General features: G+C 66.0%; 23 protein-coding genes and 1 pseudogene. 14 read left to right on the plus strand and 10 right to left on the minus strand.

What is annotated here, in order from left to right; translation table 11 throughout:
* Nucleotides 1-215, plus strand: a pseudogene (locus P5705_RS05590) (DEAD/DEAH box helicase); the annotation flags it as partial.
* Nucleotides 216-338: 123 nt separating this feature from the next.
* Here P5705_RS05590 and P5705_RS05595 read toward each other — a convergent pair.
* The 3 genes from P5705_RS05595 to P5705_RS05605 all read right to left on the minus strand — a co-directional run bounded on the left by P5705_RS05595 (nucleotide 339) and on the right by P5705_RS05605 (nucleotide 3608).
* Nucleotides 339-917 (minus strand): YceI family protein, encoded by a 579-nt coding sequence (locus tag P5705_RS05595; protein WP_011536036.1) that lies wholly within the window; start codon nucleotides 915-917, stop codon nucleotides 339-341.
* Between the two features lie 35 nt (nucleotides 918-952).
* Nucleotides 953-1504, minus strand: coding sequence for a cytochrome b (locus P5705_RS05600; RefSeq protein ID WP_277459920.1), 552 nt, complete (start codon nucleotides 1502-1504; stop codon nucleotides 953-955).
* Between the two features lie 241 nt (nucleotides 1505-1745).
* Nucleotides 1746-3608 carry a flavin monoamine oxidase family protein gene (locus P5705_RS05605; protein WP_277459921.1) on the minus strand — a complete coding sequence of 621 codons (1863 nt, stop codon included), beginning with the start codon at nucleotides 3606-3608 and terminating at the stop codon, nucleotides 1746-1748.
* Between the two features lie 205 nt (nucleotides 3609-3813).
* Between P5705_RS05605 and P5705_RS05610 the strand changes: the two genes are divergently transcribed.
* The 3 genes from P5705_RS05610 (at nucleotide 3814) to P5705_RS05620 (ending at nucleotide 6683) form a co-directional block, all read left to right on the plus strand.
* On the plus strand, nucleotides 3814-4302 hold the full coding sequence (locus P5705_RS05610; protein ID WP_277459922.1) for a hypothetical protein: 489 nt from the start codon (nucleotides 3814-3816) through the stop codon (nucleotides 4300-4302).
* Nucleotides 4303-4380: 78 nt separating this feature from the next.
* Nucleotides 4381-5787, plus strand: coding sequence for an adenosylmethionine--8-amino-7-oxononanoate transaminase (locus P5705_RS05615; protein WP_277459923.1), 1407 nt, complete (start codon nucleotides 4381-4383; stop codon nucleotides 5785-5787).
* A gap of 176 nt (nucleotides 5788-5963) precedes the next feature.
* Nucleotides 5964-6683: a 16S rRNA (uracil(1498)-N(3))-methyltransferase gene (locus tag P5705_RS05620; protein WP_277459924.1), complete on the plus strand. Its 720-nt coding sequence runs from the start codon at nucleotides 5964-5966 to the stop codon at nucleotides 6681-6683.
* On the opposite strand, the gene trhA is transcribed toward P5705_RS05620, so the two are convergent.
* The 7 genes from trhA to pilG form a co-directional block, all read right to left on the minus strand.
* Entirely contained in the window at nucleotides 6680-7297 is a 618-nt protein-coding gene (trhA, locus tag P5705_RS05625) for a PAQR family membrane homeostasis protein TrhA (protein ID WP_277459925.1), read from the minus strand. The genes P5705_RS05620 and trhA overlap by 4 nt on opposite strands.
* Nucleotides 7298-7428: 131 nt before the next feature.
* Nucleotides 7429-7902 carry a chemotaxis protein CheW gene (locus P5705_RS05630; RefSeq protein ID WP_277459926.1) on the minus strand — a complete coding sequence of 158 codons (474 nt, stop codon included), beginning with the start codon at nucleotides 7900-7902 and terminating at the stop codon, nucleotides 7429-7431.
* Complete coding sequence (locus P5705_RS05635) at nucleotides 7895-13192, minus strand: hybrid sensor histidine kinase/response regulator (protein ID WP_277459927.1); 5298 nt, start codon at nucleotides 13190-13192, stop codon at nucleotides 7895-7897. Before P5705_RS05635 ends, P5705_RS05630 begins: the two co-directional genes overlap by 8 nt.
* On the minus strand, nucleotides 13189-15213 hold the full coding sequence (locus P5705_RS05640; protein ID WP_277460002.1) for a methyl-accepting chemotaxis protein: 2025 nt from the start codon (nucleotides 15211-15213) through the stop codon (nucleotides 13189-13191). The genes P5705_RS05635 and P5705_RS05640 overlap by 4 nt, the downstream gene beginning before the upstream one ends.
* Before the next feature lie 63 nt (nucleotides 15214-15276).
* Nucleotides 15277-15834, minus strand: coding sequence for a chemotaxis protein CheW (locus P5705_RS05645; protein WP_011536046.1), 558 nt, complete (start codon nucleotides 15832-15834; stop codon nucleotides 15277-15279).
* On the minus strand, nucleotides 15831-16196 hold the full coding sequence (pilH, locus tag P5705_RS05650) for a twitching motility response regulator PilH (protein WP_240066996.1): 366 nt from the start codon (nucleotides 16194-16196) through the stop codon (nucleotides 15831-15833). The genes P5705_RS05645 and pilH overlap by 4 nt, the downstream gene beginning before the upstream one ends.
* Before the next feature lie 46 nt (nucleotides 16197-16242).
* Nucleotides 16243-16644, minus strand: coding sequence for a twitching motility response regulator PilG (pilG, locus tag P5705_RS05655; RefSeq protein WP_044488517.1), 402 nt, complete (start codon nucleotides 16642-16644; stop codon nucleotides 16243-16245).
* A 246-nt stretch (nucleotides 16645-16890) separates the two neighbouring features.
* Between pilG and gshB the strand changes: the two genes are divergently transcribed.
* From gshB to P5705_RS05705, 10 genes are all read left to right on the plus strand, one after another.
* The gene (gene gshB, locus P5705_RS05660) at nucleotides 16891-17844 is read left to right on the plus strand and encodes a glutathione synthase (protein WP_277459928.1); all 954 of its coding nucleotides are present in this window, start codon (nucleotides 16891-16893) and stop codon (nucleotides 17842-17844) included.
* 91 nt (nucleotides 17845-17935) lie between these two features.
* On the plus strand, nucleotides 17936-18835 hold the full coding sequence (locus tag P5705_RS05665; protein WP_277459929.1) for an energy transducer TonB: 900 nt from the start codon (nucleotides 17936-17938) through the stop codon (nucleotides 18833-18835).
* A gap of 189 nt (nucleotides 18836-19024) precedes the next feature.
* Nucleotides 19025-19594, plus strand: coding sequence for a YqgE/AlgH family protein (locus P5705_RS05670; RefSeq protein ID WP_277459930.1), 570 nt, complete (start codon nucleotides 19025-19027; stop codon nucleotides 19592-19594).
* Nucleotides 19594-20019: a Holliday junction resolvase RuvX gene (ruvX, locus tag P5705_RS05675; RefSeq protein ID WP_023378332.1), complete on the plus strand. Its 426-nt coding sequence runs from the start codon at nucleotides 19594-19596 to the stop codon at nucleotides 20017-20019. The genes P5705_RS05670 and ruvX overlap by 1 nt, the downstream gene beginning before the upstream one ends.
* Nucleotides 20020-20070: 51 nt before the next feature.
* Nucleotides 20071-20589, plus strand: a complete 519-nt coding sequence (gene pyrR / locus P5705_RS05680) for a bifunctional pyr operon transcriptional regulator/uracil phosphoribosyltransferase PyrR (RefSeq protein WP_277459931.1) — start codon at nucleotides 20071-20073, stop codon at nucleotides 20587-20589.
* A 12-nt stretch (nucleotides 20590-20601) separates the two neighbouring features.
* A complete protein-coding gene (locus tag P5705_RS05685; protein ID WP_011536054.1) occupies nucleotides 20602-21606 on the plus strand; it encodes an aspartate carbamoyltransferase catalytic subunit in 1005 nt (334 codons plus the stop codon).
* Nucleotides 21603-22874 carry a dihydroorotase gene (locus tag P5705_RS05690; RefSeq protein ID WP_277459934.1) on the plus strand — a complete coding sequence of 424 codons (1272 nt, stop codon included), beginning with the start codon at nucleotides 21603-21605 and terminating at the stop codon, nucleotides 22872-22874. Before P5705_RS05685 ends, P5705_RS05690 begins: the two co-directional genes overlap by 4 nt.
* A gap of 231 nt (nucleotides 22875-23105) precedes the next feature.
* Nucleotides 23106-23636 carry an ATP-dependent protease subunit HslV gene (gene hslV / locus P5705_RS05695; RefSeq protein ID WP_011536056.1) on the plus strand — a complete coding sequence of 177 codons (531 nt, stop codon included), beginning with the start codon at nucleotides 23106-23108 and terminating at the stop codon, nucleotides 23634-23636.
* A gap of 73 nt (nucleotides 23637-23709) precedes the next feature.
* Entirely contained in the window at nucleotides 23710-25053 is a 1344-nt protein-coding gene (gene hslU, locus P5705_RS05700) for an ATP-dependent protease ATPase subunit HslU (RefSeq protein ID WP_277459935.1), read from the plus strand.
* 170 nt (nucleotides 25054-25223) lie between these two features.
* Nucleotides 25224-25601, plus strand: a complete 378-nt coding sequence (locus P5705_RS05705) for a gamma-butyrobetaine hydroxylase-like domain-containing protein (protein WP_240066909.1) — start codon at nucleotides 25224-25226, stop codon at nucleotides 25599-25601.
* The last annotated feature ends 138 nt before the right edge of the window (nucleotides 25602-25739 follow it).

Consider the following 25739-nt stretch of genomic DNA (forward strand, 5'->3'; position numbering starts at 1 on the left):
GCGGTGCTCGTCGCGACAACAACGGCGGCCGCAACCGCCGCGACGACACGACGCGCCAGGAACCGGCCGTGCGTAACCCGCGCGAGCCGCAGAATGCGCCGGTGATCATTCGCAAGGAATCCAAGCTTGACCGTTATCCGACGCCCGAGCAGCTGGACGACCTGCCAAGCCGCCCACGGGGTGAGCGCCCGGCTCTGCTGACCCGCAAGGGTTGAGGCCTGTTCGCCGGCAAGCCGGCTCCTGCACGGATCATCGTAGGAGCCGGCTTGCCGGCGAACCGGTACTGTACATAAACAAAAACGCCGCCCATTGGGCGGCGTTTTTGTGGGTGCAACTGATTACTTCTGCTTCACGCCTTCGACGCTGATGTCCAGGTCCAGGGTCTGCGAAGTAGCGCCCGGCCCCTTGATGCCGAAGTCGTTCAGGTTCAGGGTGGTGGTGGCGTTGAAGCCGGCACGTTCGCCGCCCCACGGGTCCTTGCCTTCGCCATTGAACACAGCCTTGAAGGTGACCGGCTTGGTCACGCCGTGCATGGTCAGGTCGCCAGTCACATCAGCGGTCTTGTCGCCAGTGGACTTGACGCTGGTGGAGACGAACTTGGCTTCCGGGTACTTCTTCACATCCAGGAAGTCTTTGCTGGCAATGTGCTTGTCACGCTCGGCGTGGTTCGACCACAGGCTGGCAGTCTTCAGGTCGACGCTGATCTTGCTGGCCTCGGGCTTGGCGCTGTCCCAGGTGAAGTTACCGTCGAAATCCTTGAAGGTACCGTGGATGAAGCTGTAGCCCAGGTGGCTGATCTTCCAGTCGACGAACGCGTGCTGGCCTTCCTTGTCGATCTTGTACTCGGCAGCCATGGCCTGGCCGGCGGAAATCAGGGCGGTACCGAGCGCCAGGGCGGCAAAAGTCTTTTTCAACATCCTTACGTTCCTTCCATTGCAATTGAGGGTGAGGGTCAAGCTTTGCGGCCCAACATACGGGTCAGGGTCGCGTCACGGTCGATGAAATGGTGCTTGAGTGCCGCCAGTGCATGCAGGACGGCGAAGATCACCAGCCCCCATGCCAGCCACAGGTGGATCACCCCGGCGGTATCAGCCTGGTCGGGCAGGTCGCTGACCAGCGCCGGCACCTCGAACAGGTCGAACACCGGAATGCCGACACCATCGGCGGTGGAGATCAGGTAGCCCGCGATCATCACCGCGAACAACCCCAGGTACAGCGCCAGGTGGCCTAGCTTGGCGGCCAGGCGGGTCACCTTGCCATGGCTGGCCGGTGCCGGTGGCGGCGGGCTGACGAAACGCCAGATCACGCGCAGCAGCATGGCAGCCAGCAGCACCAGGCCAATGCTCTTGTGCAGGTCGGGGCCGGATTTGCGCCAGGGGCTGTAGTAATCCAGGCCGACCATCCACAGCCCCAGGCCGAACAGGCCGAAGACCGCCAACGCCACGCCCCAGTGCAGGACGATGCTGACCAGGCCATAGCGAGAAGATGAGTTGCGCAGTTGCATATTGGCGTATTTCCCCGTGAAAGCTGTGCACAGACTAGCGCGTAACGTATCGAAGAAAAGCGGAAAAAATTGCTTCGGATAATCGAAAAATCCGATATTTAGTCTGCAACCTTCCCATTAAGGAAACATTAACGATAGACGTTGCGAGGGAGGCTGCCAATGCTGGAGGGTCGAGGCGTCAAAAGTTCGCCGGCAAGCCGGCTCCTGCGTAGGAGCCGGCTTGCCGGCGAAGCACCAGGTATCAGTTCGCGTTGGCCTGGCTATTCACCACTGGCTTTTTCGCAGGCTCGGACTTGGCCGTGGCCTTCTTCACCGGCTCAGGTTTGGTCGCAGGCTTGTGCGCTGCCTGCTTGGCCGCAGGCTTGGCGGCCGCTTTAGCCGGGGCCGGCTTGGTGGCGGCCGGTTTGACAGGCTCTTGCTTGGCCTCGATCACCGGGGCTGCCGGAGCAGGAGCCTGGACAGAGGCTGGCGCCGGTGCCGCCTCTTCAGCCTTGGCAACCGGTGCAACCTTGGCTTGCGGCTTTTCGTCACCACCGAACAGACGAGAGAAGAAGCCTGGCTTGTCCTGCGCGGCGGCTTCGGTCTTGACCGGCTCGGCCTTGGCTGGTGCCGGCTGCGACTTGTCGGAGGAACCGCCGAACAGGTTGGCGAAGAAACCACCCTTGTCCTTGGCCGCAACGGCGCCCACTGCAGCAGCAGCGGCCACTGGCGCTGCCTTGACCGGGTCGAACGACTTGCCTGCCGCCAGATCCTGCACCTGGCTGGCGGCACGCTGGCCACTGCGCAGGGCGCCTTCCAGGGTGCCGGGATAGAGCGCGTCGGTGTGCTCACCGGCAAAGGTGATGCGCTGCACCGGGCGCTCCCACAGGCGCCAGTACTTGCTGATCTGGCCTGGGCCGTAGGCCAGGTAGGCGCCACCGGTACCGGCATCGGTGCTGTAGCGGCGTACTTCGTAGCCAGTGAACGCGCCACGGGCTTGCGGGTAGAACGCATGCAGGCGAATCAGCACCTGGTCGACCATCTGCTTGTCGCCGAACGCCTGCAGCAGGCGCGCATTGTCACCGGACAGGTTGATCACCACATTGGCCCCGCCCTTGAGCGCCGGTTCGATCCACAGCATGCCCAGGCCGGCATTGCTGAAGATCTCGCCGGACATGCGCGCACGGCTTTCCCAGACCGGGTTCTTGAACTTGAGCATCAGTTGGTCGCGCCAGCCGTAGTTGGTGCCCTTGAGCGCAGCCAGGTGCTGGTTGTCCAGGCCCGGGGTCATCTGGATCTTGGCCAGGGCGCGCAGGGGCACGGCCATCACCAGATAGTCGGCCTGGTAGCCGACGCTGCCGACCTTGACCGTCACCCCGTCCTTGTCCTGGACGATGGAGGTGACCGGCGAGCTGGTCTTGATGGTCTTCAGTTGCTTGACGAAGGCCTGGGCCAGCACCGGGCTGCCCCCCGGCAGGCGCGCGGCGCGCAGGTCACGGTCGCTGATGTTGCGGTAGACGCGGTTCTGCTGGGCGAAGTACAGCAGCGAAAGGCGCGACGGTTCGTCGTAGCGGGTGCGAATCTGCTGGTTGACCAACTGACGGGCGGTCGCCGGCAGTTGCAGCTTGTCGAGCCAGGTGGACACATTCATCTGGTCCAGGGCGAACAACGTGCTGTTGCCCGCCGGGTTGAGCGGGTCATCGATCGAACGCGCCAGGTCGTCGAGGGTCTTCTCGTAGCGCTTGAGCGCCTCTGCGGTGGCCGGCTGCCTGGCGGTAAGGTCGGCGGCGCTGAAGTACTCGCCATCGATCAGGTAACCGGGGGTGCGGACGAACTCAGGCGCCGGCAACGTACCGACCTTGAACTGTTCCAGGTACTGGTTGAGCACCGGCTGGGTCTTGCTGTTGCCGATCCACTCGCTGGTGGCCAGGCCCGAACGCCCACCCATGCCCGGCTTGGCTTCCAGCAGGGTGACCTGCCAGCCCTTGCCTTGCAGCTCGTAGGCAGCGGTCAGGCCAGCCAGGCCGCCGCCGACAACGATCGCAGTCTTGTCTTTGGCCAGCGTCACACCGCTGGACACCCCAATCAATACAAACGCGCACAGGCGCACCCAAGCAGCAGCCATGATGGCGAACTCCGGTAAGAGGGTTATTAGGGAAAAAGGAGGGGAACGCCCCCCGGGGCAGATGCGTTAAGAATACGTCACCTCTGCCCACCCTGCCACCGCAGTGCCATCAAGTGCTTTTGGCAACTGGTAATTTTGTCAGTTGCCCATCGGGCATCGTGTGGTCGATGCTCGCCCTGGCCCCATTCGCCGGCCAGGAGGCGCGATGATCTATCAGAAGCGATTCGCCAGCGTGTCCCCCCAGTTGCTCGAGCAAAGACGGCCCTGGCGCACCGCGTCAGGCCTGCAGATCAGGTCCAACGGATCGTTGTGCACAGGCTTCTGGTCATCTGCCGGGCAAATGGATACCGAGCTGATCATTGGTAGCCAATGCGATGTCGAAATCAGCTTTGCCCGCGAGGTCGACAGCCTGGCCATCGAGTTCTACGCGGTCTGTGACGACGCCGACCAGTGCCCCCAGACCCTGCTCGAGATCGAGCGCCCTAACCAGGCTGGCCGGCCCGACGAGCCTGGCCATTTCTTCTGGCTGACCCTCGCCGAAGACTTTTCCATCGACAGCGTTCCCGGGGCCTACGCCACCGAGCCCAGGTGGCAGATGCTGCCAGGGCCGCTGCGCCGCCTGACCCTGTCGACCTCGCAGCACGCACAGCTGCATATCCGCAACCTGAAGTGGACGCCCGTCCGCCGTCATTGAGCCCCGAGGTTGTCCTGCCCTGTCGCATTGCTTAGGCTTACGCGGTCCAACCAAGCCGCAATGCCAGGAGAAGTGCCCATGGGCCTCAACGATCAGTGGATGCAACGCGACCTGAAGGTCCTGTGGCACCCCTGCACCCAGATGAAAGACCACGAGCAGCTGCCACTGATCCCGATCCGTCGCGGCGAAGGCGTATGGCTCGAGGACTTCGAGGGCAAGCGCTACCTGGACGCGGTCAGTTCCTGGTGGGTCAATGTGTTCGGCCACGCCAACCCGCGCATCAACCAGCGCATCAAGGACCAGGTCGACCAGCTGGAGCACGTGATTCTCGCCGGTTTCAGCCACCAGCCGGTGATCGAACTGTCCGAGCGCCTGGTGGCCATGACCCCGGCCGGCCTCGATCGGGTGTTCTACGCCGACAACGGCTCGTCGTGCATCGAAGTGGCGCTGAAGATGAGCTTCCACTACTGGCAGAACACCGGCAAACCCCAGAAGAAGCGCTTCGTCACCCTGACCAACAGCTACCATGGCGAGACCATCGCCGCCATGTCGGTGGGCGATGTGCCGCTGTTCACCGAGACTTACAAGGCCCTGCTGCTGGACACGATCAAGGTGCCCAGCCCGGACTGCTACCTGCGCCCCGAAGGCATGGGCTGGGAAGAACACTCGAGGAACATGTTCGCGGTCATGGAGCAGACGCTGGCCGAGCAACACGCCAGAATCGCCGCGGTGATCGTCGAGCCGCTGATCCAGGGTGCTGGCGGCATGCGCATGTACCACCCGGTGTACCTCAAGCTGCTGCGCGAGGCCTGCGACCGCTACGACGTGCACCTGATCCACGACGAAATCGCCGTGGGCTTCGGCCGCACCGGGACGATGTTCGCCTGCGAGCAGGCCGGCATCCGCCCGGATTTCCTGTGCCTGTCCAAGGCCTTGACCGGTGGTTACCTGCCGCTGGCCGCCTGCCTGACCACCGACAAGGTGTACCAGGCCTTCTACGACGACTACCCGACCCTGCGCGCCTTCCTCCATTCGCACAGCTACACCGGCAACCCGCTGGCTTGCGCCGCGGCGTTGGCGACCCTGGACATCTTCGCCCAGGACAACGTGATCGAAGCCAACAAGGCCTTGTCGGCGCGCATGGCCAGCGCCACCGCCCACCTGGCCGACCACGCTCACGTCGCCGAAGTCCGCCAGACGGGCATGGCCCTGGCCATCGAGATGGTCAAGGACAAGGCCGGCAAGGTCGCCTTCCCCTGGCAGGAGCGTCGTGGCCTGAAGGTGTTCGAGCACGCCCTGGGCCGTGGCGCGCTATTGCGCCCGCTGGGCAGCGTGGTGTATTTCCTGCCGCCCTACGTGATCACCCCGGAACAGATCGACTTCCTGGCCGAGGTGGCCAGCGAAGGGATCGACATCGCCACCCGTGACAGTGTCAGCGTGGCGGTACCGGCGAATTTCCACCCCGATTTTCGCGATCCGGGCTAGGCCCCATGCCTTCACCCGGTCCCTGTAGGAGCGGCCTTGTGCCGCGAAAGGGCTGCGAAGCGGCCCCGGCAGTTTCCGCTGCGAAGCTGAAAACCTGGGGCTGCTTCGCAGCCCTTTCGCGGCTCAAGGCCGCTCCTACAAAGTGACGATGCCTCCATCAGATTCCGAGTAGAACCATGAGACTCTCCCGCTTCTTCATCGACGCCCCGCTTGGCCTCGGCGAGCACGAGCTCCCCGAAGCCCAGGCCCACTACATCGGCCGCGTGCTGCGCATGGCCCCCGGCGACGCCGTGCAGTTGTTCGACGGCAGCGGCCAGGAATACCTCGGCCAATTGCTCGAGGTGGGCAAGAAAACCGTGCGCGTCAGCCTCGAACAGGCCCTCCCCGGCCAGGCCGAATCGCCCCTGCACATCCACCTCGGCCAGGGCCTGTCCCGCGGCGAGCGCATGGACTGGGCAATCCAGAAAGCCACCGAACTGGGCGTCAACGAAATCACCCCGATCGTCAGCGAGCGCTGCGAAGTACGCCTGAAAGACGAGCGCGCCGACAAGCGCCTGGCCCATTGGCGCCAGGTGGCGATCAGCGCCTGCGAGCAGTGCGGGCGCTCGAGTGTGCCGGTCATCCACCCACCGGTCACCCTGGCCGAATGGATCAAGGGCAGCGACGCCGACCTCAAGCTGGTCCTGCACCCGGTGGCGGCGCCGCTGACCAGCCACGCAAAGCCCGCCCGCCTGGCCTTCCTGATCGGCCCCGAAGGCGGCCTCAACGAAGCTGAGGTCGAGCAGGCCAAGGCCGCCGGCTTCCATGCCGCCCGCCTTGGCCCGCGGGTGCTGCGCACCGAGACCGCTCCGGTGGTGGCGCTGTCGGTGGCGCAGCAACTGTGGGGCGACTTCTAGCGCACGTAGAGGTACACCGCGACGAAGTGCATCAGGCTCCCGGCGATCACGAACAGGTGCCAGATGCCATGCCAGTGGCGGAAGCGGCTGTCGAAGGCGAAGAAGACGATGCCGACGGTGTAGAACACACCGCCGGCCGCCAGCCAGGCAAAACCTGCGGCCCCCAGGCTGGACAGCAATGGCTTGACCGCCACCAGCACGATCCAGCCCATCACCGCATAGATGACGATCGACAGGATCCGCGCTTCAGAGCGCGGCTTGATCTCCTGCAGCATGCCGATCACCGCCAGCCCCCAGACCACCCCGAACAGGCTCCAGCCCCAGGGCCCGCGCAGGCTGACCAGGCAGAACGGGGTGTAGCTGCCGGCGATCAGCAGGTAGATCGACAGGTGGTCGAGCTTGCGCATGACCTGCTTCGCTCGCCCACGGGTGCTGTGGTAGAGGGTGGAGATGCTGTAGAGCAGCAGCAGCGTGAAGCCGTAGATGGAAAAGCTGACGATCTTCCAGGGGTCGCCCTGGAGCCCGGCCACGACGATCAGCCAGACCGCGCCAATGCAGGCCAGTACCGCACCGACCAGGTGGGTCCAGGCGTTGAAACGTTCACCATGGTACATGCAGGCACAGACCTCCTGAGGCGGTGCGGGTTCTGAAAGAGACTGCCTTGCGACCGGTTCGCCGGCAAGCCGGCTCCTGCAGGGGCGACGGGTTTGCCGCAGGAGCCGGCTTGCCGACGAACCGGTCCATTCTAATTGGCCGCTGATTGCAGTTCGGCGTCACGCACCAACCGCTCCAGCCCCGCCAGGTCCGGCACCCGCGCCACCTGCTCGCCCACCTGCACCGCCGCCAGCTCCAGCCCGGCCAGCGGCACATCCACGTAGTTGAGCTGGCTGTCGAGCTTGCACGAACGCGGAATCCCCTGCAGCAGCATCGCCAGGTAACGTAGCCCAGTATCGCCCAGCGCATTGAGCACGACGATCCGCGCCCGCTCGCCAGACGGGGTATGACCGCCACAGGCGGTCTCGAAGCCGATCAGCGGCAGGCGCTGCTGGCGCCAGTCGACCCAGCCCAGGTGCCAGGTCGGCTCACCGGGCTCGCAGGCGATCGCAGGGTGGCCGATCAGTTCGGCCACCGCGACGTTGGGCAACACCAGCGTGCGGTCGCCCAGGGGCAGCAACAGGCCGGTCAGGCTGCTGCGCTGGCCGGCGATGTGGTCAAGCATGGTTCTGACTCCAATGGGCGATGCTCTGCAACAGCACCGATTCCTGGTAAGGCTTGCCCAGGTACTCGTTGACGCCGATGGCCATCGCGCGCTCGCGGTGCTTCTGCCCGGTGCGCGAGGTGATCATGATGATCGGCAACTGCCTGAGACGTTCGTCGCGGCGGATGCGGGTAGCCACCTCGAAACCGTCCATGCGCGGCATCTCGATGTCCAGCAGCAGCACATCCGGACGGTGCTCCTCGAGCAGGGCCATGGCATCGACACCATCCTTGGCGGTCAGCACGCTGATGCCGTGGCGCTCGAGCAGGCGGCTGGTGACCTTGCGCACGGTCACCGAGTCGTCCACCACCATCACCAGCAGCGGCCGTCGTTGCGTTGGCCCGACCAGCCCAGGCGGGTTGCCCGCCGCCCCCGGCAGGCGCGCCAGGCGACGCTGCTGGCCGCGCAACTGGCCGAGCAGGTCGAGGATCAGCACCACCCGGCCGTCGCCAAGCAACGTTGCGCCCGACAACCCAGGCACGGCAGCGAACTGTGGCCCCAGGCTCTTGACCACGATCTCGCGACTGGGCGACAGGTTGTCGACCTGGATGGCGAACGACTGCTCGTGGGAGTGGGTGAGCAGCACCGGCAATGGCACGCTCTGGCCCAGCAGGCTGGGTTGCCCAGCGCCCTGTACCAGCTCGCCCAGGTAGCGCAGCGCGTAGTCGTGCCCGGCATAGCAGTAGCGCGGCGGATCGAGCCGATAGCAGGCCTCCAGTTCGGCCGGTGGCACCCGGACGATACCTTCGATGGTGTTCAGCGGGATGGCGTACTGCTCCTCCCCCAGATGCACCATCAGCGCCCGGTTCATCGACACGGTGAACGGCAGGCGGATCAGGAAGCGCGCGCCCTTGCCAGGGCTGGACTCGATGCTCATGGAGCCACCCAGCTGCTTGACCTCTTCATGAACCACGTCCATCCCCAGGCCACGCCCGGAGATCTGGGTGATCTTCTCCGCCGTGGAAAACCCCGGGCGCAGGATGAACTGCAGGATCTCGTGGTCGCTCAGGCGCGCCTGCGGGTCGAGCAGCCCACGCTTGATGGCTTTGTCGCGCACCGCTTGCAGCGGCACACCAGCACCGTCATCGCTCATTTCGATGACGATGTCGGCGCCCTCGTGCAGCAGGTTCAGGTGGATGGTGCCCTGCTCCGGCTTGCCGGCGGCCAAGCGCACTTCGCGGGCTTCGAGACCATGGTCGACGGCGTTGCGCAGCATGTGCTCCAGCGGCGCCACCATGCGTTCGAGCACGCTACGGTCCAACTCGCCCTCGGCGTTGCCGACCACCAGCTCGACCTGCTTGCCCAACTCGCTGGCCACCTGCCGCACCACCCGCTGCAAACGCGGCACCAGCCGCTCGAACGGCACCATGAGCGTGGCGGTCAAGCCCTCCTGCAACTGGCTGTTGACCCGCGCCTGCTGCTGCAGAAGGCTGTGCGCCTCCTGGGCGCGCTGCATCAGGGTTTCCTTCAGGTCGAGCAGGTCCGAGGCCGACTCGAACAGGGCTCGGGACAGCTGCTGCAACTGTGAATGACGATCCATTTCCAGCGGGTCGAAATCGTCGTAGGCATCGCCTTCGAACTGCTGCCGGCTGGAGATCCGCCCTTGTGTCTCGATGTCCAGGCGCAGCAGCTGGTCGCGCATGCGCTCCAGCGTGGTCTCCATCTCGTTCAGGGCGAACTGGGCGTCATTGACCTGCTGCTCGATACGCCCGCGGATCACCGAGTGCTCACCGGCCAGGTTGCCCAGGTCGTCGAGCAGTTCAGCGTCGACCTTGACCATGTCCCCCGCAGCCCGCTCGGGGGTCGCGGTCGGCGCCTCGACCGGGACGACCTCGGCCTGGGCCTGACCGGTGGCGCTGTCGGTCAAGGCGGCGCTGGAGAAGTTACGGATGTAGTCGATCAGCGCCGTGGCAGCGTGCAGCGGCTGCCCCAGGCGTACCGCGTCGAGCATGTGCGCCAGGCGGTCGTGACAGTTTTGCAGCAGGCTGAACAGCGCCGGGGTCGACGGCAAGCGCCCGGCAGCCAGCAGCTCGTAGAGAAACTCCAGTTCATGGGCGAGGTCGCCGATGGCAGCGATCTCCACCATTCGTGCACCGCCCTTGAGCGTGTGCAGGTCGCGCAGCAGGTTCTCCACTTCGACCGTGTTGCGTGGGTCGGCCTGCCAGAGGGCCAGCGATTGCGCGGCGCTCTCGACGATGTCGGAGCTCTCTTCGAGGAAGACCTCCAGCAGTTCCTTGTCGCCTTCAGCCTCTGGCTGTTCCTCGGGCGGTTCTGCCTGGCCCGGTGGTGGCGTGGTATGGCGAAACTCGCGCAATTCGCCGAGCAGCGCCACCGCCGATGCGGGTACCTCGCCCTGCTCAACGCTGTGCAACATCCCGGCCAGCGCGCCGTGGCTGCGCTCGAGCAGGTCGAACAGTACCGCGCTGGCGCCCAGGCGGCGGTCCACCAGGCCTTCGTAGAGCAGCGCCAGCTCCTGGGCAAGGAGTTCCACCGCGCCAATGGCGGCCATCTGCGCCCCGCCCTTGAGCGTCAGCACATCATGCTGCAGGGCCGACAGCGCGGAGACGCTGTCCGGATCGGCCTTCCATTGTTGTAAAGCCTGGTCGGCACTGTCGAGGATGTCCCGCGCCTCTTCCAGGAACAACTCGACCACCGCAGGATCTGGCCGTTCGCCTGAACCCTGGAGCGGCGTCACTCGCTCGGCGCCAACCACACCCATGGCCCCTGGGGCGAGTGCATCGTCCAACAGGCCGCGCAACGCCGCCAGGCACTCCGGGCGGGCATCCAGGTCTTGCCCGGCGGCAATCTCGTCGAGCATGTCGAGCAGCGCTTCATGGGCCTGCTGTGCCACGGCAAACAACCGTGGCGTGACCGCCAGACTGCCCTCCTCCACCGCGCCGTACAGGTCGAGCAGCCCTTCACAGATTTCGTCCACCTGCCACAGTTCGGCCTGATGAGCGCTGTGGCCAAGGGTGGTCATGTCGTCCAGCAAGGTCTCCAGCGGCTGGCGCTCGCCCGGGTGCGCCTGCCAATGCATCAGCAGCGCTTCGGCATCGAGCAGGGTGTCCATGCCCTGGGCCAGGAAACTGTTGATCAACTGCGGGTCGCGGCGGCTGCGCCGTGGCTGATGTGGGTCGTCCTGCTGCTGCGCCAGGCGGGTGTCGACGGCCAGGCCGACCTGTTCGATCAACTGCGCGGCACCGGGAATGGCGGCCAGCGGCGTGCTATCCAGTTGGGCCAGGCCCAGCTGGAACAAGGCATTGGCCGCCTCAAGCAATCCTATCTCGGCCATGTGCAGCGACAGCTGGTGCCCTTTGTACTCACGCACCAGGCGGTCAAGCGCGGTGGCCAGCTCCGCTACTGGCATCACCCCGGCCATGGCGGCGCTGCCCTTGAGCGTGTGCAAGGCGCGCTGCAGGCTGTCGCTGACCACCGTGCCCTGCGCATCGGCGCCTTGCAGGAAGGCATCGAGCCCGGCCAGGTGGCCCAGGGCCTCGTTGCGGAAGATCTCCAGCAGGTGCGGATCGAGCCCGTCGATGCTGGCGCTGGCCGGCGTATCGTTGAGTGCCAGTGCATGCAGGTGGCCCGCCAGCTGTTCGATCTCGGCCGAAGCCGGCAGCTGGCTGGCCGCGAAATCGGCCAGCAGGTCGGGCAGGCGCACGAACACCTGCTGCAAGGCCACCAGCCCCTCCGGGCTGAGCACGATGCGCCCTTCCAGCACGCGGTTGAGCAGGTGCTCGGCGCCCCAGGCCAGCTCCGCCACGGCTTCGGCATGGACCATGCGGCCACTGCCCTTGAGCGTGTGCAAGGCCCGCCGCACTTCGACCAGCGGCTCGCGCAGGCCATTGTCCGCACGCCAGCGCAGCCAGTGGCGCTCGATCTCCGGCAGCAGTTCGGCGGCCTCCTCGAGGAACACTTCGCGCAACTCATCGTCGATGCCATCGATGGACTGCCCGGCATCGACTCGCTGGCACTGCACGCCCAGGGCGGCCAGGCTGGCATGGGCCATGTCGATGAACCGCTGGGCGTCGGCCAACGGGTCGGCCACGCGCCATTGCAAGTAGGCCTCGCCGGCGCTGAGGGCGTCGGCCAGGTGCGCCAGCTCGTCGGGCAGGGGCTCCTCCTCGAGGTGCACCAGCCAACCCTGGACATACCCGGCACAGCCTGCGAACACCTCGGCGGCCGCAGGCAGCGCCAGCATCGCCAGGGCGCCGCGCACCTGGTGCAACAGCCCGGGCAGGGCCTGCAGGCGCTGGCGCGACCAGTCCGACTCCAGGCAGTCACCGATCAGGTCCTTGGCCTGTTGCAGCACGTTGAGCGCTTCACCGAGCACCAGCTGGCGAATTTCCGCAAGGTCCGAGCCCGGCAAGTTGCCAGGCGCGGTCTCCTCCAGCGGCCCGACCATGCCGTTCAGGGTCGCTTCCACGTAGAGCAGCGCGCCAGCCACGTCCATCAGCACCGCTTCGTCCACGCCATCGTCCCGCTCGACCACGGCCTGCAACGCCAGCACCTGGTCGATGATCACCCGCCGTGGTTGCTGGAAACCCAGCACCGACAGGGTATCGGCCACATGCCGTAAAGGCGCCAGCAAGTGCTCCAGAGGCTCGCGCGGCTGTCGCTCGCCGCTGACGAACGGATCGAGGCGCTCCTTGATACGCATCAGGTCGTCACACAACGCCATCACCACCGAACGCAGTGCGTCGCGACCGGAGCCGGCCTGCATGTGCTCCCGCCAGTTGCCCAGCGACAGGTCGAGGTTGGCCAGGTCTTCGGCGCCCGCCAGGCGCTGGCCGAGCTCGCCCAGCAGGCTGCCCTGGGCCAGGGGCTCGGCGCCCCGGCAGACACGCAACTGGTTGAGCAGCGGCATCACCACCAATGGCAGGTCGTGCCGTGCGCCACGCAAGCGGTCGAGGTACGGGGGCAACTGCTCCAGGCCGCGGAACAATGCCCCCAGGCAATCGCCGCGGGGGCTGACCCGGCCCTCGGCCATGGCCCGCCCGAGCAGTTCCAGCTCTTCGGCCAGACGCGTGGCGCCTTGCAGCTCGAGCAGGCGCAGGCAGCCGTGCACCTGGTGCAGGTTGTCGACGAAGAACGCGAGGATCGACAGATCCTCGGGCATGCCGGTGAATCGCTCCAGGGCCTGGCGTGCCTGGCCCAGGCAATCGAGGATCGGCGCCTTGGTCCAGGCCAGGGCGACGGTGTCGTGCCGCGCGCCGCTGAGCGTACCGGCCATCACACTCGCCCCTTTCATTGACGCTCGACCGGTTTGGGCAGGGTGAAGCCGGACACCGAACGGCGCATCTCGCTGGCCATGCGCGCAAGGTGGCGGATGCTGTCGGCGGTGGCGCCGGAGCCGGCCGAGGTCTGCGCGGTGATCTGCTGGATCACCGCCATGGTGTGAGAGATCTGCCCGGCGGACGAGGTCTGCAACTGGGCCGCATCGGAGATGCTGTGGATCAAGTCGGCCAGGGTCTGCGACACCCCCTCGATCTCGGCCAGGGCCACGCCCGCGTCCTGGGCCAGGCGCGCGCCGCGCACCACCTCGGCGGTGGTCTGCTCCATGGAGATCACCGCTTCGTTGGTGTCGGCCTGGATGGTGCGCACCAGCGCCTCGATCTGGCGGGTGGCCGAGGACGAGCGCTCGGCCAGGCGCTGTACCTCGTCGGCGACCACGGCGAAGCCACGCCCGGCCTCGCCGGCCAGCGAGGCCTGGATGGCGGCGTTGAGGGCAAGGATGTTGGTCTGCTCGGCAATGTCGTCGATCAGGCTGACGATGTCGCCGATCTCCTGGGAAGACTCACCCAGGCGCTTGATCCGCTTGGCGGTGTCCTGGATCTGCTCGCGAATGTTGTCCATGCCATGGATGGTGTTGTGCACCACCTCGTTGCCCTTGTTGGCGATGGCCACCGAACGCTCGGCGACCTTGGCCGATTCGTAGGCATGGGCCGACACCCGGTCGATCGACTCGACCATGTCGCCCACCGCTTCCGACGCCTCGCTGATCTGCTCGGCCTGGTGCTCCGAGGCCTTGGCCAGCTGGCGCGCGGTGTTCTGCGTGTCCTGTACCGCCGCGGCCACCTGCTCGGCACTGTGGTTGATGGTGGCGACCAGGTCGCGCAGTTGGTCGACCGAATAGTTGATCGAGTCGGCGATGGCGCCGGTGAAGTCCTCGGTGACCGACACGGTAACGGTAAGGTCGCCGTCGGCCAATTCCTCGATCTCATCGAGCAGGCGCATGATCGCCTGCTGGTTGCGCTCGTTCTTCTCGGCGGTTTCGCGCAGCTGGCGACTGGTGGCGCGCACCATCACCAGGCCGATCAGGATGATCGAGGCCAGCGCCAGCAGGCCAAGTGCATAGCCGCCGACGGTGTCGAGGGTACGCCCGCCGGCCAGGTTCTCGAAGCCGTTGGCCAGGTGCGAGGCTTCGTCGAGCAGCGTCTGCGACAGGCTGAAGATGTTGCCAGCCGCCTCGCGCACACGGAACAACTCGGGCGAGGTCTCGAGGATCTCGTCCACGGAGCCGGCGACGAACTGGAACAGCTCGGCGATCTCGGCCAGGCGCGCGCGGGCGTCGGCGTCCTCGACCCGGGTCACCTGGATCGCCGGGTTACCGGCGAGCATGCCTTCGAGCACCTGGCCGAAACGGCTGGCGTCGCGGCCGAAGGCGTCGGCCGCCTGGACCGAGGTGTCATCGCCGGCCAGCACGGTATTGACCGAACCAAGAATCCGTTCGGCGAGCAACAACTGGCGCTGGGCCACCGCCACCTGGTTGGCCGGGGCGCCGCTCTGCAGCAGGATCTCCACCACTTTTTCATACTCGACCTGCAACTGCGGCACGGTCTCGGCCAGCGTGGCCGCGACCTGGTGCAGCGACAGCACGGTCTGCTCGCTGGCGAGGATGGTGTCGGTATTCTTGCGCAGGTTCTCCCAGTCCTGGCGCACCGCGTCCATCTCGTCGCGCACCGTGACCGGCGCAGGCGGCAGGCCAGTGGTCTTGTCGCCCTCGCGCAGGTAGCTCCAGCGGCGCTCGAAGTCGTTGCGCGCATCGCTGAGCAGCTTGAACGCCAGCGCCTTGCCCGCCGCCGCCTCGGTGGCGTTCTTGGCGATGCGCTGCGACAGCACGCGCAGCTCGCCGGCATGGCCGATGTACTGCTTGTCGTGGTTGGCCTGGGTATTGAGGTAGGCGAAATTGGCGAACAGCAGGACGATCGACAGGATCAGCACCACGAACAGCACGGTGATCTGCGCGGTGCTGCGTGGGCGCTGGGCCACGGCGGCCGGGGAAACGGCCGGCGCGACGACGGTGGGGCCGGGCTTGTTCACGTCGAAAATCCTCTACAACGCCACATCGAGAAAACCCGGGGCCTGGGCCAGGGCGAAAGGGCTGAAGATCGCCCAGTTGCGTTCACGGGGGAAATACCCTTGCACGAAAGGCGCGGCCGCGCGGATCAGCGGCTGCGGCGGCGACAGTTCCAGGCTGCTGAGGGCAAAGTGCTGCAGGCCGACCACCTCGTCCACCAGCAGGCCGGCGAACAGCTCCTCGTGGTCCAGCACCAGCACGCGCCGCTGCTTGCCGGCAGCGGCGGCCGGGCCCAGGCCGAAGAAGGCGCACAGGTCCATCAGCGGCAGCAGGCGCCCGCGCAGGTTGGCCACGCCACGCACCCAGGGCTGGACGCCCGGGACCCGGCTGCTGCGGGGCTCGCGCAGCACCTCGGCGACTTCGCCCATGGGGGCGACGAACCACTGCCCGGCAATGCGAAAGCCGATGCCGCTCCACTGCTGCAGACGCGTGTCCTGCGGTGGCTGGTCGGCCACCAGCAGGCGGCAACGACGGTCGATATCCAGCAGCAGCTCGAAGGCGGTCAGCGACGCGCCCTGAGGCCGGGTGGTCAAGCGCCGAGCACTTCTTTCAATTTGGCGATAAGGGCGTCTTCTTCCACGGGCTTGGTCAGAAAGTCACGGGCACCCTGGCGCTGGGCCCAGATACGGTCGGTTTCCTGGTCCTTCGCGGTGATGACCACCACTGGGATGGCTTTGGTCGCCGGATCCTTGGCCAACTGGCGGGTCGCCTGGAAGCCGTTGAGGATAGGCATGACGATATCCATCAAGACGACGTCCGGCTTCTCCTGGCGCGCCAGGGCTACACCATTGGCGCCATTTTCGGCCTTGAGCACCTGATGGCCGTTTTTTTCCAGTATCGCGGTCAGCTTGTACAACTCTGTCGGCGAATCGTCGACAATCAGAACTCGGGCCATGCTGTTTCCCCATGAGGAACGTGAAACCCTGCCGGTATTGGCGGCGTCAGGGTGCGGGTTGGTCTTGCACGGCGAAACCGGGCACATGGGCGCGGATCGCATCGAGCAGTTCTTCCTTGCTGAACGGTTTGGTCAGGAACTGGTCGGAACCGACCACCCGGCCGCGGGCCTTGTCGAACAGGCCGTCGCGGGATGAGAGCAGGATCACCGGGGTGTCCTTGAATTCGCTGTTGTGCTTGATCACCGCGCAGGTCTGGTAGCCATCCAGGCGCGGCATGAGCACATCGACGAAGATGATCCGCGGCTTGTGATCGATGATCTTCGCCAGGGCGTCGAAACCATCGCTGGCGGTGATCACCTCGCAGCCCGCCTCGCCGAGCAACATCTGCGCGGTGCGGCGGATCGTGCGGGAGTCGTCGATCACCATCACCTTCAGGGGTTGTTCCATAAATAACGCCACATTGATGAGCGGTAAGCCGCGCGTTCCAAGCGGCAGGAACACAACGGTTCGGTGCATGCCACCTCACTGTTGTAGCTCATGGCCTGCGGCTTGACGCTGGATCGGGCCTTTTTAACACAGTCCCGAGGGCCATTCCATCCGCCAGCCCCTTGACCGCGGGCGCGCCCGGCGCCACCCTGAGCCACTTTTCTTTTCGTGCCATCGCGGCCACCCGCCGCCAAGAGGAATTACCCCATGAGCGTTCGCCTCGGGATTGTCATGGACCCCATCGCGTCCATCTCCTATAAAAAGGACAGCTCGCTGGCCATGCTGCTGGCCGCCCAGGCCCGCGGCTGGAGCCTGTTCTACATGGAGCAGCGCGACCTGTACCAGGGCGAAGGCAAGGCCCGCGCGCGGATGCGCCCGCTGAAGGTGTTCGCCGACCCGGCGCGCTGGTTCGAGCTGGGCGAGGAGCAGGACAACCTGCTGGGCGACCTTGACGTGATCCTGATGCGCAAGGACCCGCCCTTCGACATGGAGTTCGTCTACAGCACCTACCTGCTGGAGCAGGCCGAGGCTGACGGCGCGCTGGTGGTCAACCGCCCGCAGAGCCTGCGCGACTGCAACGAAAAACTGTTCGCCACGCTGTTCCCGCAGTGCACGCCACCGACCTTGGTCAGCCGTCGCCCGGACATCATTCGCGAATTCGCCGCCCAGCACGGTGACGTGATCCTCAAGCCACTGGACGGCATGGGCGGCACCTCGATCTTCCGCCACCGGGTCGGCGACCCCAACCTGTCGGTAATCCTCGAAACGCTGACCGCGCTGGGCGCCCAGCAGATCATGGCCCAGGCCTACCTGCCGGCGATCAAGGACGGCGACAAGCGCATCCTGATGATCGACGGCGAGCCGGTGGACTACTGCCTGGCGCGCATCCCGGCCAGCGGCGAGACCCGCGGCAACCTGGCCGCCGGCGGCCGTGGCGAAGCCCGCCCATTGAGCGAACGCGACCGCTGGATCGCCGCCCAGGTCGGCCCGACCCTGCGCGCGAAGGGCCTGCTGTTCGTTGGTTTGGACGTGATCGGCGACCATCTCACTGAAATCAACGTCACCAGCCCGACCTGCATCCGCGAGATAGACGCCGCCTACAACACCGACATCGGCGGCAAGCTGATGGACGCCATTGATCGCCAGCTGAAGGCGCGCTGACCGCCGACACGCGGCAAACACGCGCAGTGGGGTATGATGCCGGTCCTTTTCACCCGACCTGCTGCCCCGCTTCGCGGTTGCTGGATACCAGATGACGCTGCCCGCCGACATCCCCGCCGATCTGCTGCCACCCCGCGTCCGCCCGGTGGACCGGCTCGGCTTCACCCTGTTCCTGGCTGCCCTGGTGCACCTGGCGCTGATCCTGGGGGTGGGCTTCACCGTGGTCAAGCCGGCCGAAATCCGCCACACCATGGACATCACCCTGGCCACCTTCAAAAGCGAAAAAGCGCCTGAGAAGGCCGATTTCCAGGCCCAGGAGAACCAGCAGGGCAGCGGCACCCTGGAAAAAAAGGCGGTGCCCAAGACCACCGAAGTGGCGCCGTTCCAGGACAGCAAGATCAACAAGGTCACCCCGCCACCCGCCGCCCGCGAGGAAACGCCGCCGGCGCCGGAGAAATCCGTGGTCGCGACGAAGGCGCCCAAGCCGCAGAAAGCCGAGCCCAAGCCGAAGGAAAACAAGCCACAAACGGCGCAGGCCACGAAAGTGGTGGACTTCGACAGCTCGCAGTTGTCCAGCCAGATCGCCAGCCTCGAGGCTGAGCTGTCCAACGAACAGCAACTGTACGCCAAGCGCCCGCGCATCCACCGCCTCAACGCGGCCTCGACCATGCGCGACAAGGGCGCCTGGTACAAGGAAGAGTGGCGCAAGAAGGTCGAGCGCATCGGCAACCTCAACTACCCCGAAGAGGCACGGCGCCAGCAGATGTACGGCAGCCTGCGGATGATGGTGTCGATCAACCGCGACGGTTCGCTGTATGAAGTGCTGGTGCTGGAGTCCTCCGGCCAGCCGGTGCTGGACCAGGCGGCCCAGCGCATCGTGCGCCTGGCGGCGCCGTTCGCGCCGTTCACCGGCGACCTGGCCGAGTTCGACCGGCTGGAGATCATTCGCACCTGGCGCTTTGCCCGTGGAGACCGGTTGTCGAGCAATTGACCAGGCCGGTAAAGGGACTGGATCTTGTGGTGGTGCGGATATCGAGCGCCGCACGCGCGGCGCATCGCGGATGAATCCGCTCCTACACATCTTTTGCAACGTACCTATGCCTGCGTCAACCGCGATGCGCCGCATAAGCGGCGCTCGACCACCTTGCCAGCCTCACCACCTGGCGCCACACTAGCGCTCATGAAAACCTTCGCCCCCAGCTACCTCAAGCACCAGTTCCTGATCGCCATGCCGCACATGGCCGACCCGAACTTTGCCCATACCCTCACCTACATCGTCGAGCACAATGCCAACGGTGCCATGGGCCTGGTGATCAACCGCCCACAGGAGCTGAACCTGGCCGACATCCTCGAGCAGTTGCGCCCGGACGAGCAGCCGCCCGCCAGCACGCTACAGGTGCCCATCTATCAAGGTGGCCCGGTGCAGACCGACCGCGGCTTCGTGCTGCACAGCGACGAGTGCAGCTTCCAGGCCACCGTGGCGCTGGAAGGGCTGTCGCTGACCACTTCGCAGGACGTGCTGCTGGCCATCGCCGCCGGCGTGGGCCCGAAAAAGAGCCTGATCACCCTCGGCTATGCCGGCTGGGAAGCCGGCCAGCTGGAGGCCGAGCTGGCCGACAACGCCTGGCTCAACTGCCCGTTCGACCCCGAGATCATCTTCGGCCTGGCCAGCGACCAGCGCCTGGGCGCCGCCGCCGCGAGCCTGGGGATCAACCTCAGCCTGCTGACCAGCCAGGCGGGCCACGCCTGATGGCCGAACTGCGCCTGCTGCTGGGCTTCGACTACGGCAGCAAACAGATTGGCGTGGCCGTCGGCCAGGTGATCACCGGCCAGGCCCGTGAACTGTGCGTGCTCAAGGCCCAGAACGGCGTGCCGGACTGGAACCAGGTCGAGAAGCTGATCAAGGAATGGAAACCCGACGCCATCGTCGTGGGGCTGCCGCTGAACATGGACGGCACGCCCAGCGACATGAGCGAGCGCGCCGAAAAGTTCGCCCGCCGCCTCAATGGCCGCTTCAACCTGCCCGTGCACACCCACGACGAACGCCTGACCACCTTCGAAGCCAAGGGCGAGCAGATGGCCCGTGGCGGCCGCCACGGCAGCTACCGCGACAACCCGGTCGACGCCATCGCCGCCGCCCTGCTGCTGCAAGGCTGGCTGGAGGCCAACACTTAAATTCGTTTTGCCGCCGGCTGGATCCGGCGCCCGCCTTCCGAGGAGCACGCAATGAGCCTACCCAATCCCGCCGACCTGATCCGGCAGATGGCCGTCGACCTTCGCGCCCACCTGGCCCGTCGTGCAATCACCGAGCCGCGCTTCATCGGCATCCGCACCGGCGGTGTGTGGGTGGCCCAGGCCCTGCAGGCAGAGCTGGGCAACGACAGCCCGCTGGGCACCCTCGATGTCTCGTTCTACCGCGACGACTTCAGCCAGAACGGCCTGCACCCGCAGGTACGCCCCTCGGAGCTGCCGTTCGAGATCGAAGGCCAGCACCTGGTGCTGGTAGACGACGTGCTGATGAGCGGCCGCACCATCCGCGCCGCCCTCAACGAGCTGTTCGACTACGGCCGCCCGGCCAGCGTGACGCTGGTGTGCCTGCTCGACCTGGATGCCGGCGAACTGCCGATCCGCCCGAACGTGCTGGGCGCCACCCTGTCCCTGGCCGCCCATGAACGGGTAAAATTGACCGGACCCACGCCGCTCGCCCTCGAGCGCCAGGACCTCGCCCCCGCTTCCGCCCTTTAAGAGTCCCCCGCGATGACGCCATTCGACGCCAAGCGCCCGCTGCAGCTCAATGACCAGGGCCAGCTGCGCCACTTCCTCTCGCTCGACGGTTTGCCCCGCGAACTGCTCACCGAGATCCTCGACACCGCCGACTCGTTCCTCGAAGTCGGCGCCCGGGCCGTGAAGAAAGTCCCGTTGCTGCGCGGCAAGACCGTGTGCAACGTGTTCTTCGAGAACTCCACCCGTACCCGCACCACCTTCGAACTGGCCGCCCAGCGCCTGTCGGCCGATGTGATCAGCCTGAACGTGTCGACCTCCTCGACCAGCAAGGGCGAGACCCTGTTCGACACCCTGCGCAACCTCGAGGCCATGGCCGCCGACATGTTCGTCGTGCGCCACTCCGACTCCGGCGCCGCCCACTTCATCGCCGAGCATGTGTGCCCGGACGTGGCGGTGATCAACGGCGGTGACGGCCGCCACGCGCACCCCACCCAGGGCATGCTCGACATGCTGACCATCCGTCGCCACAAGGGCAGCTTCGAGAACCTGTCGGTGGCCATCGTTGGCGATATCCTGCACTCGCGCGTGGCCCGCTCGGACATGCTCGCGCTCAAGGCGCTGGGTTGCCCGGACATCCGCGTGATCGGCCCGAAGACGCTGATCCCGATCGGTATCGAACAGTATGGGGTGAAGGTCTACACCGACCTCGCCGAAGGCCTGAAGGACGTCGACGTGGTGATCATGCTGCGCCTGCAGCGTGAGCGCATGGCCGGCGGCCTGCTGCCCAGCGAAGGCGAATTCTACCGCTTGTTCGGCTTGACCACCGCGCGCCTGGCCGGGGCCAAGCCGGATGCCATCGTCATGCACCCGGGCCCGATCAACCGCGGCGTGGAAATCGAGTCGGCGGTGGCCGACGGCAAGCATTCGGTGATCCTCAACCAGGTCACCTACGGCATCGCCGTGCGCATGGCGGTGCTGTCCATGGCCATGAGCGGGCAGAACGCGCAACGTCAATTCGACCAGGAGAACGCCCAGTGACCATCAGCATTATCGGCGCCCGGGTCATCGATCCTGCCAGCGGCCTGGACCGCGTCACCGACCTGCACCTGGAAGGCGGGCGCATTGCCGCCATCGGCGCGGCCCCGGCCGGCTTCAGCGCCAGCCGCACGCTCCAGGCCGACGGCCTGGTGGCCGCTCCGGGCCTGGTCGACCTTGGCGTGTCGCTGCGCGAGCCGGGCTACAGCCGCAAGGGCACCATCGCCAGCGAGACCCGCGCCGCAGTGGCCGGTGGCGTCACCAGCCTGTGCTGCCCGCCGCAAACCAAGCCCATTCTCGACACCTCCGCCGTCGCCGAGCTGATCCTCGACCGCTCCCGCGAAGCGGCCAACAGCAAGGTCTACCCGATCGGCGCCCTGACCAAGGGCCTGGAAGGCGAACAACTGGCCGAGCTGGTCGCCCTGCGCGACACCGGCTGCGTGGCTTTTGGCAACGGCCTGAAAGAGATCCCCAACAACCGCACCCTGGCCCGTGCCCTGGAGTACGCGGCGACCTTCGACCTGACCGTGGTGTTCCACTCCCAGGACCGCGACCTGTCGCAGGGCGGCCTGGCCCACGAAGGCCCGATGGCCAGTTTCCTCGGCCTGCCGGGTATCCCGGAAACCGCCGAGACCGTGGCCCTGGCCCGCAATCTGCTGTTGGTCGAGCAGACCGGCGTGCGTGCCCATTTCACCCAGATCACCAGCGCCCGTGGCGCCCGGCTGATCGCCCAGGCCCAGCAACTGGGGCTGCCGGTCACCGCCGATGTGGCACTGTACCAGTTGATCCTCACCGACGAGGCCCTGCGCGACTTCTCCAGCCTGTACCACGTGCAGCCGCCGTTGCGCACCGCCGCCGACCGCGACGGCCTGCGCGAGGCGGTGAAGTCCGGGGTTATCCAGGCGATCTCCAGCCATCACCAGCCCCACGAGCGTGATGCCAAGCTGGCGCCGTTCGGCGCCACCGAACCCGGTATCAGCAGCGTCGAACTGTTGCTGCCGCTGGCCATGACCCTGGTGGAAGACGGTCTGCTCGACCTGCCGACGTTGCTGGCACGCCTGAGCAGCGGCCCGGCCGCGGCCATGCGTCTGCCGGCCGGCGAACTGAAGGTGGGTGGCGCGGCGGACCTGGTGCTGTTCGATCCGCAGGCGTCCACCGTTGCCGGCGAGCAGTGGTACTCCCGCGGCGCGAACTGCCCGTTCATCGGCCACTGCCTGCCGGGCGCGGTGCGTTACACCCTGGTCGACGGGCACATCTGCCACGAAGCCTGATGATGCCCCTGTAGGAGCCAGCCTTGCTGGCGAAACATGCGCCGTGGTGCATGGCACCGGCTTTGCCGGTGTTCGCCGGCAAGGCCGGCTCCTACGGGGATCAAGCACGCCCTGCCCTTTCGGAAACATCCTGTCTTGGCACCGCTCATCCTTTGCGGTTGAAATCCTTCCCCCCTCCCCCCATATGAGTCCGCATCAGGCATTTTCGCCCCGCTGCGTGGAGACTCTCCCTTGACTACCATCGTTTCTGTCCGCCGTAACGGCAAAGTCGTCATGGGCGGCGACGGCCAGGTTTCCCTCGGCAACACCGTGATGAAAGGCAACGCCAAGAAAGTCCGTCGCCTGTACAACGGCCAGGTCATCGCCGGTTTCGCCGGTGCAACCGCCGACGCCTTCACCTTGTTCGAGCGCTTCGAAGCGCAACTGCAGAAACACTCCGGCCACCTGGTCCGCGCCGCCGTCGAGCTGGCCAAGGAATGGCGCACCGACCGTTCGCTCAGCCGCCTGGAGGCGATGCTGGCCGTGGCCAACAAGGATGCATCCCTGATCATCACCGGCAACGGTGATGTGGTCGAACCCGAGGATGGCCTCATCGCCATGGGCTCCGGCGGTGGCTACGCCCAGGCCGCGGCCCGCGCCCTGCTGAACAAGACCGACCTGTCGGCCCGGGAAATCACCGAGGCCGCCCTGAACATCGCCGGCGACATCTGCGTGTTCACCAACCACAACCTGACCATCGAGGAGCAGGACCTGGCCGAGTGATCAGTTGTTTTGGCGTCCCGTCCACAGCGGGACTTTTCCACACTGATGACTGCGCCTTAGGACCCTATTGATCATGTCCATGACCCCCCGCGAAATCGTTCACGAACTGAACCGCCACATCATCGGCCAGGACGACGCCAAGCGCGCCGTCGCCATTGCCCTGCGCAACCGCTGGCGGCGCATGCAGCTGCCTGCCGAGCTGCGCGCCGAAGTCACCCCCAAGAACATCCTGATGATCGGCCCCACCGGCGTCGGCAAGACCGAAATCGCCCGGCGCCTGGCCAAGCTGGCCAATGCGCCGTTCATCAAGGTCGAAGCGACCAAGTTCACCGAGGTCGGCTACGTCGGCCGTGACGTCGAGTCGATCATCCGCGACCTGGCCGATGCCGCGCTGAAGATGCTGCGCGAGCAGGAAATCGTCCGCGTGCGCCACCGCGCCGAAGACGCCGCCGAAGACCGCATCCTCGACGCCCTGCTGCCGCAGGCGCGGGTCAGCAGCTTCAGCGAGGAAGCCCAGCAGTCCAGCGGCGACTCCAACACCCGCCAGCTGTTCCGCAAGCGCCTGCGCGAAGGCCAGCTGGACGACAAGGAAATCGAGATCGAAGTCGCCGAGAACATGGGCGTCGATATCGCCGCGCCACCCGGCATGGAAGAGATGACCAACCAGTTGCAGAGCCTGTTCGCCAACATGGGCAAGGGCAAGCGCAAGAGCCGCAAGCTGAAGGTGAAAGAAGCCCTGAAGATGGTCCGCGATGAAGAGGCGGGCCGCCTGGTCAACGAGGAAGAGCTCAAGGCCAAGGCCCTGGAAGCGGTCGAGCAGCACGGTATCGTGTTCATCGACGAGATCGACAAGGTGGCCAAGCGTGGCAATGTCGGCGGCGCCGACGTGTCCCGCGAAGGCGTGCAGCGCGACCTGCTGCCACTGATCGAAGGCTGCACCGTCAACACCAAGCTGGGCATGGTCAAGACCGACCACATCCTGTTCATCGCCTCCGGCGCGTTCCACCTGAGCAAACCCAGCGACCTGGTGCCTGAACTGCAAGGCCGCCTGCCGATCCGTGTCGAGCTCAAGGCGCTGACCCCGGAAGACTTCGAGCGCATCCTGAAAGAGCCGCACGCCTCGCTGACCGAACAGTACCGCGAGCTGCTCAAGACCGAAGGCCTGCACATCGAGTTCGCCGACGAGGGCCTCAAGCGCCTGGCCGAGATCGCCTTCCAGGTCAACGAGAAGACCGAGAACATCGGTGCTCGCCGCCTGCACACCCTGCTCGAGCGCCTGCTCGAAGAGGTGTCGTTCAGTGCCGGCGACCTGGCCAGCACCCACGACGAGAAACCTATCCACATCGATGCGGCCTACGTGAACAGCCACCTCGGCGAGCTGGCACAGAACGAAGACCTGTCGCGCTACATCCTGTAAGACCGCATGGGGCCGCTGCGCGGCCCATCGCGACACAAGGCCGCTCCTACAGGGAATCGCGATCGTCTGTAGGAGCGGCCTTGTGCCGCGAGCGGGCTGCGCAGCAGCCCCTTGCACAATGGCCAAAATCACTCGAAGCTTGCCGCTTGAAGCCAGAGAGAGACATAGCCATGGCCCGCCTGCCCACCGCGATCAACCTGCACAAAGCCTCGAAGACCCTCACCCTCACCTACGCCCCCGGCGAGGTCTACCACCTGCCCGCCGAATTCCTGCGCGTGCACTCCCCCTCCGCCGAGGTCCAGGGCCACGGCAACCCCATCCTGCAGTTCGGCAAGATCAACGTCGGCCTCAGCGGCCTGGAACCGGCCGGTCAATATGCACTGAAACTGACCTTTGACGACGGCCATGACTCCGGATTGTTCACCTGGGAGTACCTCGAGCAACTGTGCCTGCGCCAGGCGCAATTGTGGGCCGACTACCTCGACGAATTGCACAAGGCCGGCAAATCCCGCGACCCCTCCGAATCGGTCGTGAAACTGATGCTCTAGCTCAAGGCTCCCACGCTTTAGAGCGCATTTTCTAATCTCATCTGCTTGAATGCCTGGATGGCAGCCAAAGACTGGCTGTCTTGCGCATTACACGAAAGTCGGGTAACCAATGGAGCTGGCAAGTTCCCTGCTTTGCAT

It is taken from the genome of Pseudomonas entomophila (assembly GCF_029478665.1).
Taxonomy (GTDB): Bacteria; Pseudomonadota; Gammaproteobacteria; order Pseudomonadales; family Pseudomonadaceae; genus Aquipseudomonas; species Aquipseudomonas entomophila_F.

What these genes read in the sequence shown, in the direction of transcription:
- P5705_RS05595 (WP_011536036.1), bottom strand. Translation starts at nt 917, where the DNA reads ATGTTGAAAAAGACTTTTGCCGCCCTGGCGCTCGGTACCGCCCTGATT.
- P5705_RS05600 (WP_277459920.1), bottom strand. Translation starts at nt 1,504, where the DNA reads ATGCAACTGCGCAACTCATCTTCTCGCTATGGCCTGGTCAGCATCGTC.
- P5705_RS05605 (WP_277459921.1), bottom strand. Translation starts at nt 3,608, where the DNA reads ATGGCTGCTGCTTGGGTGCGCCTGTGCGCGTTTGTATTGATTGGGGTG.
- P5705_RS05610 (WP_277459922.1), top strand. Translation starts at nt 3,814, where the DNA reads ATGATCTATCAGAAGCGATTCGCCAGCGTGTCCCCCCAGTTGCTCGAG.
- P5705_RS05615 (WP_277459923.1), top strand. Translation starts at nt 4,381, where the DNA reads ATGGGCCTCAACGATCAGTGGATGCAACGCGACCTGAAGGTCCTGTGG.
- P5705_RS05620 (WP_277459924.1), top strand. Translation starts at nt 5,964, where the DNA reads ATGAGACTCTCCCGCTTCTTCATCGACGCCCCGCTTGGCCTCGGCGAG.
- trhA (WP_277459925.1), bottom strand. Translation starts at nt 7,297, where the DNA reads ATGTACCATGGTGAACGTTTCAACGCCTGGACCCACCTGGTCGGTGCG.
- P5705_RS05630 (WP_277459926.1), bottom strand. Translation starts at nt 7,902, where the DNA reads ATGCTTGACCACATCGCCGGCCAGCGCAGCAGCCTGACCGGCCTGTTG.
- P5705_RS05635 (WP_277459927.1), bottom strand. Translation starts at nt 13,192, where the DNA reads ATGAAAGGGGCGAGTGTGATGGCCGGTACGCTCAGCGGCGCGCGGCAC.
- pilH (WP_240066996.1), bottom strand. Translation starts at nt 16,196, where the DNA reads ATGGCCCGAGTTCTGATTGTCGACGATTCGCCGACAGAGTTGTACAAG.
- pilG (WP_044488517.1), bottom strand. Translation starts at nt 16,644, where the DNA reads ATGGAACAACCCCTGAAGGTGATGGTGATCGACGACTCCCGCACGATC.
- gshB (WP_277459928.1), top strand. Translation starts at nt 16,891, where the DNA reads ATGAGCGTTCGCCTCGGGATTGTCATGGACCCCATCGCGTCCATCTCC.
- P5705_RS05665 (WP_277459929.1), top strand. Translation starts at nt 17,936, where the DNA reads ATGACGCTGCCCGCCGACATCCCCGCCGATCTGCTGCCACCCCGCGTC.
- P5705_RS05670 (WP_277459930.1), top strand. Translation starts at nt 19,025, where the DNA reads ATGAAAACCTTCGCCCCCAGCTACCTCAAGCACCAGTTCCTGATCGCC.
- ruvX (WP_023378332.1), top strand. Translation starts at nt 19,594, where the DNA reads ATGGCCGAACTGCGCCTGCTGCTGGGCTTCGACTACGGCAGCAAACAG.
- pyrR (WP_277459931.1), top strand. Translation starts at nt 20,071, where the DNA reads ATGAGCCTACCCAATCCCGCCGACCTGATCCGGCAGATGGCCGTCGAC.
- P5705_RS05685 (WP_011536054.1), top strand. Translation starts at nt 20,602, where the DNA reads ATGACGCCATTCGACGCCAAGCGCCCGCTGCAGCTCAATGACCAGGGC.
- hslU (WP_277459935.1), top strand. Translation starts at nt 23,710, where the DNA reads ATGTCCATGACCCCCCGCGAAATCGTTCACGAACTGAACCGCCACATC.
- P5705_RS05705 (WP_240066909.1), top strand. Translation starts at nt 25,224, where the DNA reads ATGGCCCGCCTGCCCACCGCGATCAACCTGCACAAAGCCTCGAAGACC.